The 13187-nt window shown below is 70.2% G+C and carries 13 protein-coding genes; 7 read left to right on the top strand and 6 right to left on the bottom strand.

What is annotated here, in order from left to right:
- Window positions 1-77 precede the first annotated feature (77 nt).
- Entirely contained in the window at window positions 78-1172 is a 1095-nt protein-coding gene (locus tag ACFXKG_RS14455) for a DMT family transporter (protein WP_384837394.1), read from the bottom strand.
- Between the two features lie 226 nt (window positions 1173-1398).
- Here ACFXKG_RS14455 and ACFXKG_RS14450 point away from each other — a divergent pair, with 226 nt between their 5' ends.
- On the top strand, window positions 1399-2268 hold the full coding sequence (locus tag ACFXKG_RS14450) for a LysR family transcriptional regulator (protein ID WP_384837391.1): 870 nt from the start codon (window positions 1399-1401) through the stop codon (window positions 2266-2268).
- Between the two features lie 134 nt (window positions 2269-2402).
- Window positions 2403-4352 (top strand): sulfatase, encoded by a 1950-nt coding sequence (locus ACFXKG_RS14445; RefSeq protein ID WP_384837389.1) that lies wholly within the window; start codon window positions 2403-2405, stop codon window positions 4350-4352.
- Between the two features lie 75 nt (window positions 4353-4427).
- On the opposite strand, the gene ACFXKG_RS14440 is transcribed toward ACFXKG_RS14445, so the two are convergent.
- Window positions 4428-5465 (bottom strand): endonuclease/exonuclease/phosphatase family protein, encoded by a 1038-nt coding sequence (locus ACFXKG_RS14440; protein ID WP_384837386.1) that lies wholly within the window; start codon window positions 5463-5465, stop codon window positions 4428-4430.
- 208 nt (window positions 5466-5673) lie between these two features.
- On the opposite strand from ACFXKG_RS14440, the gene ACFXKG_RS14435 reads away from it, so the two are divergent.
- The 3 genes from ACFXKG_RS14435 (at window position 5674) to ACFXKG_RS14425 (ending at window position 8317) form a co-directional block, all read left to right on the top strand.
- Complete coding sequence (locus ACFXKG_RS14435; RefSeq protein WP_384837383.1) at window positions 5674-6906, top strand: helix-turn-helix domain-containing protein; 1233 nt, start codon at window positions 5674-5676, stop codon at window positions 6904-6906.
- Between the two features lie 82 nt (window positions 6907-6988).
- Complete coding sequence (locus ACFXKG_RS14430; RefSeq protein ID WP_384837380.1) at window positions 6989-7135, top strand: hypothetical protein; 147 nt, start codon at window positions 6989-6991, stop codon at window positions 7133-7135.
- A gap of 6 nt (window positions 7136-7141) precedes the next feature.
- A complete protein-coding gene (locus tag ACFXKG_RS14425) occupies window positions 7142-8317 on the top strand; it encodes a protein-L-isoaspartate(D-aspartate) O-methyltransferase (RefSeq protein WP_384837377.1) in 1176 nt (391 codons plus the stop codon).
- A gap of 43 nt (window positions 8318-8360) precedes the next feature.
- Here the strand turns inward: ACFXKG_RS14425 and ACFXKG_RS14420 are convergent, their stop codons facing one another.
- A complete protein-coding gene (locus ACFXKG_RS14420; protein WP_384837374.1) occupies window positions 8361-9353 on the bottom strand; it encodes an NAD-dependent epimerase/dehydratase family protein in 993 nt (330 codons plus the stop codon).
- A gap of 232 nt (window positions 9354-9585) precedes the next feature.
- The gene (locus tag ACFXKG_RS14415) at window positions 9586-10056 is read right to left on the bottom strand and encodes an ATP-binding protein (protein WP_384837371.1); all 471 of its coding nucleotides are present in this window, start codon (window positions 10054-10056) and stop codon (window positions 9586-9588) included.
- 151 nt (window positions 10057-10207) lie between these two features.
- Between ACFXKG_RS14415 and ACFXKG_RS14410 the strand changes: the two genes are divergently transcribed.
- Both ACFXKG_RS14410 and ACFXKG_RS14405 read left to right on the top strand, forming a co-directional pair.
- Complete coding sequence (locus tag ACFXKG_RS14410; protein WP_384837368.1) at window positions 10208-11170, top strand: helix-turn-helix domain-containing protein; 963 nt, start codon at window positions 10208-10210, stop codon at window positions 11168-11170.
- A 9-nt stretch (window positions 11171-11179) separates the two neighbouring features.
- A complete protein-coding gene (locus tag ACFXKG_RS14405; RefSeq protein WP_384837365.1) occupies window positions 11180-11377 on the top strand; it encodes a DUF397 domain-containing protein in 198 nt (65 codons plus the stop codon).
- Window positions 11378-11870: 493 nt separating this feature from the next.
- Here the strand turns inward: ACFXKG_RS14405 and ACFXKG_RS14400 are convergent, their stop codons facing one another.
- Both ACFXKG_RS14400 and ACFXKG_RS14395 read right to left on the bottom strand, forming a co-directional pair.
- On the bottom strand, window positions 11871-12293 hold the full coding sequence (locus tag ACFXKG_RS14400; RefSeq protein ID WP_384837362.1) for a YkvA family protein: 423 nt from the start codon (window positions 12291-12293) through the stop codon (window positions 11871-11873).
- Window positions 12290-12940 carry a Chromate resistance protein ChrB gene (locus ACFXKG_RS14395; RefSeq protein WP_384837359.1) on the bottom strand — a complete coding sequence of 217 codons (651 nt, stop codon included), beginning with the start codon at window positions 12938-12940 and terminating at the stop codon, window positions 12290-12292. Before ACFXKG_RS14395 ends, ACFXKG_RS14400 begins: the two co-directional genes overlap by 4 nt.
- Window positions 12941-13187 lie beyond the last annotated feature (247 nt).

Genomic DNA, 13187 nt, shown 5'->3' with positions numbered 1-13187 from the left:
ATGGCAGTACCCGAATTGACAAGCAAGCACACTTACCCGTCGACGCCTTGCTCCCCGGCGCCCACTCTCCCGGCGTCCTACTCCCCCGGCGTCCCACTCCCCCGGCGCCGCGCCTTCCCCAGCGCCTTGCCTTCCCGTGCCCCGCTGCGGGTCCGCTCCCGCGCCCGCACCCCCACCTGGGTCCGTACGGCCCCCATGCTCGCCGCGATGACCAGCACGATCGCCAGCGCGTCCAGCGTGGAGAGCGCCTGGTCCAGGATGAGGAACCCGCAGGCCGCCGCGACACCCGGCTCCAGGCTCATCAGCACGGAGAAGGTGGGCGCGGGCATCCGCCGCAGCGCGATCAGTTCGAGGGTGTACGGCAGGACGGACGACATGAGCGCCACCACCAGGGCCAGCCCCAGCGTGGACGGCTCCAGCAGCTTCGCCCCCGACTCCAGGAAGCCCAGCGGCAGGATGAGCAGCGCCCCGACCGCCATCGCCAGGGCCAGCCCGTCCGCCTGCGGGAAGCGCCGGCCGGTGCGCGCGCTGAAGACGATGTACGTCGCCCACATCACGCCCGCGCCGAGCGCGTACCCGACGCCGAGGAGGTCGAGCCGGTCGAAGCCGCCCCCGCTGAGCAGCACCACCCCACCGAGCGCGAGCACCGCCCACAGCAGGTTGACCAGCCGCCGGGAGACGATCACCGAGAGGGCGAGCGGGCCGAGGACTTCGAGGGTGACGGCGACGCCCAGCGGGATACGTTCGAGGGCCTGGTAGAAGAGGCCGTTCATGGCGGCGAGGGTGGCGCCGAAGACGACGACGGTCCCCCAGTCGGTGCGCGAGTGCCCGCGCAGCTTCGGCCGGCACACGGCGAGCATGACGAGCGCGGCGAGCCCGAGCCGCAGCGTGACGATGCCGACGGCGCCGGTGCGGGGCATCAGCAGGACGGCGACGGCTGCCCCGACCTGCACGGAGAGCCCACCCGCGACGACGAGGGCGACGGGCCCGAGGGGCTGCCGCCGGGACCCGGGGGCCGCCGCACCGGAACCCACCGCGCCGACACCCTCGGCTCCGGTCCGACCGTCAACTCGTTCAGCAGTTCCTGCGGCAACTCCTGCGGCAGTTCCTGCGGCGACGGCTTCGGGCACCGGTACGGCGGCACCCACGGCGGCGGTACGCGACTCCTCCACCACAACTTCCTCCCCTCGGTCTCAACGACACGTCGGAAACGTCCAACAGACACCCGACGGAACATCCAACGAAACATCCAATGAACACGACAGTCCAACATGCTGGACGTTCAATCCAAGATACTGCACTCCGGCAGCTCGCTCATCCGCGCACCGCCCCCTCACGCTACGGCCGCCGTCCTCACCCCGGGAAATACGAAGTGGGCTGGGGTTATGCTCCAGAAGCATGAGCATCGAGCTGCGTCATCTCCGCTGCTTCCTCGCCATCGCCGAGGAGTCCAGCATGACCAGGGCCGCGGCCCGGCTCCATCTCACCCAGCCCGTCGTCTCCCGCACCCTCGCGGCACTGGAGAAGCAGCTCGGTGTGCGGCTCGTGGAGCGCTCCACCCACCATCTCGCCCTCACCGCCGAGGGCCGCGCCTTCCGTACCAGGGCGGCGGCCGCGGTCACCGCGTTCGACGAGGCGCTCGACACCGGCCGGCTGGGCCACCGCCCGCTGCGCCTCGGCCACGCCTGGTCGGCCTTCGGCCCGTACACCACGCCCCTGCTGCGCCGCTGGCAGCGGGAGCACCCGGAGGCCCCGCTCGAACTGCTCAGGATCGACGACCGTACGGCGGGGCTCGCCCGGGGGGAGGTCGACGCGGCGCTGCTGCGCGGGCCGGGGCAGCCGGGGGCGGAGACTCCGGGGCTGGTCGCGGAAGCGCTGTTCACCGAGGCCCGGACGGCGGCGGTCCCCGCCGACGGTCCGCTCGCCGCCCGCGCCTCGCTGACGCTGGCGGAGCTGGCGTCCGAGACGGTGGTCGTGAACACGGTCTCCGGCACGACGACCCCGGCGCTGTGGCCGGGGAGGACGGGCCCGACGAGCACGCTCACGGTCGGCAACACCGACGACTGGCTGACGGCGATCGCGGCGGGCCGGGGCGTCGGCGTCACGGGCACCTCGACGGCGGCCGTGCACCCGCACCACGGGGTCGCCTACCGCCCGCTGCCGGACGCGCCGCCGCTCCAGCTCTTCCTGGCGTGGCGGGCGGCGGCCCCGCACCCGGCGATCCACGATCTGGTGGCACTGGCGCGCGAGCTGGCGGCGGGATCGTAACCGCACGGCACCCCACCGGCCACATGGACGATTGAACCGAAACCGCCGCCGGTCCGTACAGTTTGGCGGCGGTCCCGGCCCGACGGGTCCGGTCCGCCGTGCCACAAGGGGTTTCGCACGGAAGGACCTTCAGGTTGTCGCTCTGGACGCGCGCTCGTCGGCTGCTGAACACGGACAATGCGAAGGCTCCGGAGCCGGCCCCGGAGCACACACCGAACACGCCTGATGCCCCGGAGGGCACACCGGACGCTCCGCAGGGCGCACCGGAACGGCCGGACGCATCGGCACCGACACCCACTCCGGCACCGGCACCGACACCGGCACCGGCACCGGCATCGGCACCCACCGGCCTGCGGGACCGGCACCCGTCCCTGGTCAGGGCCGCGTCCTGGACGCTCACCGGCCTGGCCGCCGTGCTGGTCTTCGTCGCCCTCCTCCTCCCGAACGAAGCCTCCCTCATCACCCCCGAAGCCTTCGCGCACCTGCCGGGGGAGGTGATCATCGGCGCCGCCGTGCTGCTCGTCCTGCCGCCCAGGGCGGGCCGGGTGGCGGCAGTCGTCGCGGGCGCGGGCCTCGGCCTGCTGACCCTTCTCAAATTCCTCGACCTGGGCTTCTACACGGTCCTGGACCGGCCGTTCGACCTGGTGCTCGACTGGATCCTGTTCGACGACGCCGAGTCCTTCCTCCGGGACACGCTCGGCCGGGCCGGCGCGGTCGCCGCCGTGATCGGGATCGTGGTCCTCACCTTCGCCGTGGTCGTCCTGATCACGCTGGCGGTCGTACGACTGGCCGGCCTCATGGTCCGCCACAGCGGCCCGACGACCCGTACCACCCTGCTGTTCGGCACGGTGTGGGTGACCTGCACGGCGCTCGGCGTCCAGATCGCCGGGGTGCCCGTCACGTCCAGGAGCGCGGCCGATCTCGTACGGAGCCACGCCGACCTGGTGAGTGCCGGGCTGAAGGACGGCAAGCAGTTCGCCAAGGAGGCCGCCGTCGACCACTTCCGCGACACCCCGCCCGACCAGTTGCTGACGGCGCTGCGCGGCAAGGACGTCATCTTCACGTTCATCGAGAGCTACGGCCGCAGCGCGATCGAGGACCCGGCGATGGCACCGCAGGTCGGCGAAGTGCTTGACGGCGGTACGGAAAGGCTCAAGGCGGCCGGGTTCGCCTCCGAGAGCGGCTGGCTCACCTCGCCGGTCGCGGGCGCCGGGAGCTGGCTGGCGCACTCCACCTTCATGTCCGGCATGTGGATCAAGAACCAGCAGCGCTACCGCAGCGCCACGTCGAGCGACCGCCTCACCCTCACCGGCGCCTTCGGACGCACGGGGGACTGGCGGACGGTGGGCATCATGCCGGGCGTCACCCGCTCCTGGCCGGAGGGGAAGTACTTCGGCCTCGACCACATCTACGACTCGCGGGACATCGGCTACCAGGGCCCGAAGTTCAGCTGGTCGCCCGTACCCGACCAGTACAGCCTGGACGCGTACGAGCGCCTGGAGCACGGCAAGAAGGACCGCGGGCCGCTGATGACGGAGATCGTCCTCGCCTCCAGCCACAACCCCTGGTCGCCCATCCCGAAGATGGTCGGCTGGGACGAGATCGGGGACGGCTCCATCTACCACGGGATCAAGAAGGAGGGCACGAACCCCACGGAGGTGCTGGCCGACCCCGAGAAGCTGCGCAACGAGTACCGCCGGGCGATCGAGTACTCGCTGAGCAGCCTCATCTCGTACGTGGAGAAGTACGGCACCGACGACACCGTCCTGGTCTTCCTCGGCGACCACCAGCCCAACGCGACCGTCACGGGCCCCGGCGCGGGCCGCGACGTCCCGATCTCGATCGTCGCCCGCGACCCGAAGGTCCTGGACCGGATATCCGGCTGGAACTGGCAGGACGGCCTGAAGCCGGGCCCGGACGCCCCGGTCTGGCGCATGGACACCTTCAGGGACCGCTTCCTGACGGCGTACGGCCCGCAGAAGAGCACCGCGCAGGCGGCACCCCGCCCGGACGCCGAGCCGGGCGCCGAGCCGGGCGCCGAGCCGTCGGGCAAGGTGGCGTCGGGCGGCCAGGCGAAGGAGTGACCGGACGGACCCGCGCAACCGTCAGCCAGGGGTGACGGGAGCCGACTGCCTGCCCAGCCCGAGGAGCGCGGGCCGTCACTCCAGGGTGATCCGGGCGGCGACCGGCAGGTGGTCGCTGCCGGTCGCCGGCAGGGTGCGTATATGGCCGACCGTTCCGCCGCGGACCATGACCTGGTCGATCCGGGCCAGCGGGAAGGCCGTGGGGAAGCTGAAGGCCATGCCCCGTTCCGCCACGTTCATCCGGGAGGTCACCGGGGCCAGCCCACGGTCGTCGACCGTGCTGTTGAGATCGCCCAGCAGGATCACCGCCTCGACCTTCTCCGCGGCGATTTCCCCGCCCAGCAGACCCGCGCTCTCGTCGCGCCAGGCGGACGCGAGGCCGGTCGCCCGGATACGTATCGAGGGCAGGTGGGCGACGTACGCCGCGACCTCGCCGTGCGGCGTACGGACCACGGCCCGCAGCCCCCGCCGCCACCCCTCCCCGATCCCCTGGGGGCTGATGTCCAGCAGCCCCGCCTCGGTCAGCGGATGCTTCGACCAGAGCCCGACGGTGCCCTGGACCGCGTGGTGGGGGTACTCCGCGGCGAGCGTCCTCTCGTAAACCTCCAGCGCCGGGGACACCAGCTCCTCCAGCGCGATCAGATCGGGCCCGGCCGCGGCCAGCGCGCGGGCCGTGCCCGCCGGGTCGGCGTTCTCGTCGCTGACGTTGTGCTGCACCACGACCAGGTCGCGCGGACCGGGCCCGGGGGCGGGCAGCAGCAGCCCGCCGAAGAGGTACGTCCAGGCCGCCACCGGCAGCAGCAGCGCCACCAGCGCGAGAGCGGAACGGCGCAGCAGCGCGAGGCCGAGCAGGACCGGGACCGCCAGGCCGAGCCAGGGCAGGAATGCCTCCAGCAGACTCCCCAGCCGGCCCGCGGAGTTGGGCACGGCCCGGTGGAACACCAACAGCCCGGCCGTCACCACCGCCACCCCGGCGACCACCCGCCCCCGCGCCCAGGCGGACCGCCCCTCGCCGCCACCCTCCCCACGCCCCGCCACACGCCGGAACACCGCCTTCACCGTCGACGGCGATGTCGACGCAGCACCGCTGTCCGCCCGTACCTGCTCCACCATGGCTTCCCGTCCACTTGACCTTGTCCCTCAGGACGAGTGGCCGGGCCGATCAGTTTCAGTCCGTCACCAGGCTGTCCGGGCACCATGTTTTCCTGGAGCCCGCGTTCCCCTTCAGGGCGGTGAGTGCCGTGTCCTCGGCGTGTTCCGGGGTGCTTGCCAGGCGTACGCTGCGGGTACTGGAGCCCTACTCGTCAAGGGAGCGCGCACCATGACTGATCTGCCCGCAGAGCTGACGACCGGTGAGCGGATCCGCATTCTTCGAGAACGCCGAGGGATGAGCCGGGCCGTGCTCGCCGCTCTGGTCGGCCGGTCTTCGGACTGGTTGAAGAAGATCGAGAACGGCGAGCGGGAGCTCAGGTCGATCACGCACCTTGTGCGGCTGGCTCAGGTGCTGCGCATCGCGGATGTGGCCGTACTGACGGGGGACGAATTGGCCATCCCCGCCGATGCGGTGGGCAAGCTCTCGCACACTTCCGTGACGCCCATCAGGGCGGCTCTGCACGGCGTCTCGTTCGGCGGACGCCCGACCCTGGGCACGTACTCCCCCGAGGCTCTGAAAGGCCGCGTGGAGGGCGCTTGGCGGCTCTGGCACGGCAGCACCCACCAGCGAACGGAAGTCGGCGCGCTGCTGCCTGACCTGATCAAGGACGCACACGCGTGCGTCAGGGCTCACCATGGCGACGACCGCCGCGCGGCTCATGCTGTGACGGCCGACCTGTATCGGCTCGTTCAGCGCCTGCTGGCACACATCTGTGAACCTGAGCTGTACTGGCTCGCCCTGGACCGTGGACGGGCGCACAGCGAGGAGGCGGACAGCCCCGTCGCCCTCGCGCTGGCCGCGTGGTCCACGGCTATTGGGCAGCGTGCGGCGGGCTTCGCGGAGGAAGCCGTTCAGACCGACGAAGCGGGTATGGCGCTGCTGCGTGATCTACTGGAGGACGGAGCAGCCGAAGTACTCGGAGTCTACGGCGCGTTGAATCTTCAGGCGGCCATCTCGTGTGGGCTGGAAGGCCGCTCCGGCGACGCTGAGCGGTACCTGGCCGAAGCGGACCGTACGGCGTCCCGTCTGCCCGCCGGGTACACGCACGGCCCTTCAGCGTTCGACGCGTCCAACGTCGCCATTCACAGTGTCAGCGTCGGTGTGGGACTGCTGACTCCCGGCGAGGCGCTGCGACGCTCCGAGCACCTCACGCCCGAATCGGTCGGCTCACTGGAACGCCGCTCCCGCCTACTGCTCGATATCGCGGCCGGGCACCACCAGAAGCACGAGACGGCGGCAAGCGTGCACTACCTGTCAGCAGCGCACAGGGTCAGCCCGGAAGGCGTGCGCTACGTGCCCTTCGCGCGTGGCCTGGCAGGAGACTTGGCCAAGGCTGCGAGTGGCCCGCTGAAGGCTGATGCCGTCGCGCTCGCCGAGGCCGTTGGGGTAGCTGCCGCTTAGCCCGAAAGAGTGAGGGGACAGTTTGGGTCCGGCACCAAGTCGCCTTCCACCTACCGTACTTCCAACTACGAAGGAGTACCTCATGGGTGGACAGCACAGCGGCGGCTCCGGAAGCGGCCAGGGCGGCAGCCAGCAGGACGACAGCAACAGCGGGGCCAAGCACGGTGGCGGCGGCTCCGACGAGGGCGGCAACACGTCCGACGGTTCCGGCCCCGCGACGGGTAAGTAGGCGCACGTGACCCCACGTACGGAGGAGGCGGGCTCTTCGGGGCTCGCTTCTGCGCTCGTGGAAGCGGGCGCCCTGACTTCTGACTGGCTGCCGACGTTCAAGGCGGTCCCACGCGAGCTGTTCGTGCCCGACCGCATCTGGCCGGGTATCGCGGACGGCACTCGGCAGGCCACGTTGGTGGACCGTGCCAAGGACGCCGACGCGTGGTTCCAGGCGGTGTACTCCGACATTCCTCTCACGACGCAGTGGGACGACGGACAACACGCGGGGGATGGACTGGGAGTCACACCGACAAGCTCCAGTTCCATGCCACGCATGGTCTTCTCGATGCTCGCCGACCTGGGCGTGCAGGAAGGACACCGTGTACTGGAAATCGGTACCGGCACGGGCTGGAACGCGGGCCTGCTCTCTCACCGCCTCGGCGGCGCGAACGTGGTCAGCGTCGAGTACGACGAGGACGTGGCCAAGGACGCCGGGGAGAACCTCCGGGGCGCCGACCTGTCCCCCCTGGTCATCGTGGGAGACGGCCGCTCAGGTCACGCCGGCGGTTCCCCGTACGACCGTGTCATCGCGACGTGCTCGGTCGGGGAGGTGCCCCGGACCTGGATCGAACAGACTTGCCCCGGCGGGGTCATCGTCGCTCCGTGGGGAACCGAGTACGGCGGTGAGCACATCGTGCGCCTTGTCGTGGGCGCCGACTCCACGGCGAGCGGCCCCTTCACCCGCTCCAGTGCCTTCATGCGCCTGCGGCAGCAGCGCACGGAGCGCCCGCCCTTCTCCGCCTACTTCAACGGCCGGAAGTGGCCCGCAGGCGGCGCGAGAAGCACGACCGCACTTTCCCCCGCCGACATCGGCGGGTGGCTGCAACAGTTCGTCATCGGCCTGCTTCTACCTGGGGCGTTCTGGCGGGTCGAACGCTACGACGACGGCTCCTACACCCTGTGGACGTACAGCACCGACACGGAGTCATGGGCGTCCGCCGACTATGTGCCGAAGGCAGACCGGTACGAGGTGGTCCAGTCCGGCCCGCGCAACCTGTGGGACGAGACGGAAGGTGCGTACCGCTGGTGGGAGGAGCAAGGCCGCCCCGGCTTCGAACGCTTCGGGCTCACGGTGGACGGTGACGGCGAACGGGTCTGGCTCGACTCCCCGTACCGCCCGGTACCGATCCGGAACCCCTGACAAGGGCGCGTGAGCCTGCCCCTGGCCGACCCCGGTTCGGCCATCAGCCGAGAGCGCCGAGCAACTCGCGCTCCCGCCGGGCACTCAGCCCGGCCCGCCGTACCCGGTCGAGTCCCTCCTCCCGCTCCCAGCGCAGCGTGTCGGCCAGCAGCTCCGCCCGGGGCCGATGGCGGAGCCCCGCCGCGCGCGCCGCCGCCCCGCTCCGGGCCTGCCACCCCTCCCAGCCGGGCTCGACCAGCCACAACGGCAGCGATTCGGCTCCCATGAACTCCCCGACGCCGTTCGCGACCAGCCAGGCCGAGTCGGCGGTGACCACCGGGCCGGTGTGCCCGCCGAGCTCCCGGGACAGCTCGATCCACTCCCCGAACGGAAGGACAGGGCCGACGGCGTCGTACGTACCCGTGCCGCCCTTCTCCGCGCTGTCGAGCAGCCAGGCGGCCAGGTCCCGTACGTCGACCACCTGGGTCGGCATGGCCGGTGCGTCGGGAACGAGCATCGGCCCGTGCGGATCACGCGCTCCACGGGCCACCCAGTAGCCGGAGCGTCCGCTGTGGTCGCCAGGACCACCGATGAGACCGGCGCGCGCGATGAGGAGACGGTCACCCACGACGGCCGCCGACTCCTGTTCGCAGGCCACCTTCGCCTCGCCGTACACCTCACGGTCGGCCTCGCCCAGATCAGCCGGGGTCGGAGGGAGCAGGGCCGTGGACTCGTCCGCGTCCAGCACACCATGGGAGGCGTAGGCGCTGACGGAGGAGACGTATGTCCAATGCCCGGCCCTGCCCCCGAGCGCGTCGAGCGCCCCGCGAACGAAACCGGGCTGCCAGGACACCTCCATGACCGCGTCCCACTCGCGGTCGAGCAGCGGTTCGTACGCCGAGGAATCACGCCGGTCGGCGGCCACCATCCGTGCCCCGTCCGCGACTTCACCGCTCTCGCCGCGCGCGAGGCACGTCACCTGATGGCCGCGCCTGAGCGCCTGCCGCGCCAATTCCCTGCCCAGCCAGGCCGTTCCGCCCAGAATCAAGATCTCCATGCCCGCAGCCAAGCACCGCGAGCAGCGGGTGCCCAGACGGATTAGCTGTCAGCAGAGCGTCCCCCGGCCCGTCCCTCGCACCGGCACCCGCCGATCGCAGCACCGTCGTCCGGGCCCCGGTCGGGCCGCCGGTGGCTCGGCGCCGGGGTGAAGACCAGCCCTCCCGCCACCAGTCCCAGACAGACGCCGGCCACCACCAAGTCCCACATCGGCCCGTCGGTCGCGGACTCCGTCACGCACCCGCCGCCTCACGCCCGGCCAGCGTGAACCAGACGGCTTTGTGCGAGGGCGAACATCCCCCGTAGATCGTCGCGCCCCACGCGGCGGCGAGGCGCGCGACGAGCAACAGCCCCTGTCCCTTTTCCCGTTCGACGTCCATGGCGGGCGCGGGAGCCCCCGGTACCGGGAGGACCCAGGGGTTCTCGTCGGCGACGAAGACGGTGACCCGTTTGCGGCTGACCGTCACCTGCACGCGGATCAGGCGCGTACCGGAGTGCCGGTGCGCGTTCGTCACAATCTCGGTGACACACAGACGCGCATCGTCCACGAGGCGGAGATGCCTGCTCACCGCGAGCAGCGAGGCGACGAAGTCTCGCGCGATCTTCGGCGCGGACGCCGTGTTGGGCAGGAGGAGCCGGTAGGTCTCGCCTCCCTGCGGCAGCGGGGGTACGGAAGGAACGGGAAGGGCGGTGACAGAAGCCATGTCGTTCTCCAACGCGATGCGATACGAAACGAACGGTTGCGCTGCGCTGCCCGCCAAGCGTGGCGATGGCCGTACCGGCGCGAGTTCAAGGCGCGCCGGGGCGGCTGCACTTCGGTCTTACTGACGGGCGACGCGGTGCCACATCAACGGTATGGGTAACTACATTCACCGGTCCATCTATGTAACTCGATCTGATGACCCTGAGTGGACCGGCGAGGCGGCAGCGCGGGAGACTGTTTCGGGAAGCGAGGAAAGTGACATGCCACCAAGGGACAACCCGAGCGTCCGCCAGGTACGCCTCGGCACGGAGTTGAAGAGGATGCGGCTGCGAGCAGGGAAGACAGCCCGCGAGGCCGCCGGCCTCTTCTCGACGGATCAATCCAGGATCAGCAACATCGAATGTGGCCGCCTCGGTATCAGCGAGGAGCGGGTCCGCAAGCTGGCGGTCTACTACGAGTGCGGCGACACGGCTTTGGTCGAAGCCCTGTGCGGAATTACGAACGAGCGTCGCGGCCAGCACTGGTGGGACGCGTATCGCGGTATCCTCCCTCCCAGCTTCCTCGACGTCTCCGAGACGGAACACCACGCGGTTTACCTGCGCTATCTGCAACCAGTGACGTTCCCCGGAATTCTGCAGACAGAGGACTACTCACGGGCGCTGTTCGACAGCGCACTCCCGAAGCTTCCCGCCGACGAAGTGAAGGCACGGACCGAGCACCGGATGAGGAGGAGTTCCCTCCTCGACCGCGAGAACCCTCCGAACCTTGAGGCCATCGTGCACGAGGCCGCACTGCGCATGCGTATCGGCGGGCGGAAGACCGCCCGCAGGCAGCTCGAACACCTCATAGAGATGTCGGAGCGCCCCGACATCATGATTCGCGTCATCCCGTTCGCCAGCGAGGACTTCACCCGCCTCACCCAGACTGCGCTCTACGCGGGCGGTGTCGTGCCGCAGCTCGACACCGTTCACCTCGACAACAGCTACGACGGCCGCTTCCTCGATACGCCCACAGATCTGGAGAATCACCGGACGGTGCTCGACGTTGCCGAGCAGGCTTCTCTGGAGCCCGCTGAGTCGCGCAGCTTCATTCATCACATCGCACGTGAACTGTAAGGGCAAGGCATGAATTCAGATATCAAGTGGCAGAAGTCGTCATTCTCCGAGGTGGGAGCGCAGTGCATCCAGATCGCCCACCACGACGGCGGGATCCTTCTGCGCGAGAGTGACGACCCGAACGTGGTAACAACCACCAGTCCAACCAAGTTCGCCGCGTTCATCTCAGGCGTCAAAACAGGCATGTTGGATCACTTCACAGACTGAGACTCACCCGACCTGCGCCAGGAGCCCTGCGCACCACTCCACCAAGGGAGCCCTCGACATACACCGGACGCCCCTCATTCCGGTACATACTTGCAAAGCTCCGTTCGGTGACGCTACGGTCACCACACGTCGTCAATCGGGGTCGGCTCCTCGGCAGGACCCTGCCCTGAGCAGCGGCGACTCTCCCCGCCCTGTGCGTTGTCGGGGAGAGCGCGAAGGGGTTGCCCCAGCCCGCCGCTCCTCATGCCGGTGGCAGGCCAGGGGCAACCCTGTTCCCCCGCACCGTGCGCGTCGAGGAGAAGGACCCCATCGCCATGAATCCACCTCCGCCCGCCGAGGAAAGCCCCAACGGCGCCCCGGAACACGGCAGTTCCGCACGGCAGCGCCTCTCCCTGCTGATCGCCGCGTTCGGGGTGAACGGCACGCTCGTCGTACCCAACGACGTGTGCACCGGCCCGGCGGCCGACGGGGATCGGCACGGTCAGCGCTTCGCTTACGACGCGGTCGGGGCGGCGGGCAGGCCGGCGAGGCGGCGTACGGCCGCGAGCCCGTCGGGGGTGCCGGGCCAGTGACGCTGAAGGGCGTCAGCTCCGGCGTGGCGGACGACGGAGCGCAGGACGGCGGCGACCATGATGGCGTCGTCGGCGTAGCCGAGGACGGGAATGAAGTCCGGTACCAGGTCGATCGGCATCGCCAGATAACCGAGCAGCAGCCACAGTCGCACCCGCACCCCGCGGGGCAGGCTCCGGTCGCGCGACAGTCGAGCGATGAGCCGCAGCAGGTCGGGCAGCAGCCGTATCGCCTCGGTGAGCAAGTTGCCGCGGGGGCGGACGAGGGCCAGCGCCCCGAGGGCGAGCAGCCACAGGAGCGCCAGGCCGCCGACGATGGCGAGTGCGATGGTCAGCCAAGGGTTCACGGTCGGCGCCCCTGCCCTTCGACGGCGGGCAGCCGGACCGAGGCGCGCCCGGTGCTGGTGTCGGGGATGGTCTCGGCCGCGAGGGCAGCGGCTTCGAACGCCTTCATCGCCTCGCGGGCGCGGTCCAGTTCGGCTCGGACCTCGGCGCCGATCGGGGCTGCGAAGTAGTCGCGGGCTTCGATCTTGGCGAGCCAGGTCTCGAAGCGAGCCAGGTCCGCCTCGGACTCCTCGACCTCGGCGTAGGTGGCGCGGCCCTTGGCCGTCTCGGTGGCGATCTCGGCGAAGAAGGCAGGCAGGCGTTCCAGCACCTCGCCGTATTCGGTGGCGACGGATGCGCGGAACTCGCCGATCAGCTCGCCGCGCTCGACCGGATCGTTCAGGGTCAGATGCAGGCAGCGGGCGGTGCCGCCCTCGGCGCGTACCTTGTCCACCAGCCTCCGTACCGTGCCGGTGACCTGGGGACGGTCGGGCAGCAGGCACACCGACTGCTGTATGTACACGGCCCCGAGCCCGCGCAGCTTGCGCCACACATGCACCCGCAGGGAGTCCGTGGCGCCTGCGGTGCTCACCGCGACCAGCAGCCAGGCATCTTCGGCTGCGGGGATCTTCCGCTGCCCCACCGGGCCGTTCTTCTCGCCATCGTTCATACCCTCGATGATACGTCCGTAACGACCACTGGTGACGGGCTGCGCGGCAGCTTTCGGCTCTGCGTAGAGCATGCTTCCTTGCAGGACGGACACAGCCCTTGATCAATATGTTACGGCCGTAACACCCGAATCTGTTCGTGAGGTCGCCCTCCCGGCGGGAAAAGTTGTCCGCTTGCAGGCGGCTCGCTGGCCGCATGCTGGCCGGCTCTTTGACTTTCTGTTTCTAGGGTCGTTGACGTTCCCCCGG

The organism is Streptomyces sp. NPDC059255 (genome assembly GCF_042752355.1).
GTDB lineage: Bacteria > Actinomycetota > Actinomycetes > Streptomycetales > Streptomycetaceae > Streptomyces.
This window is presented reverse-complemented; position numbering and strand designations above follow the sequence as displayed.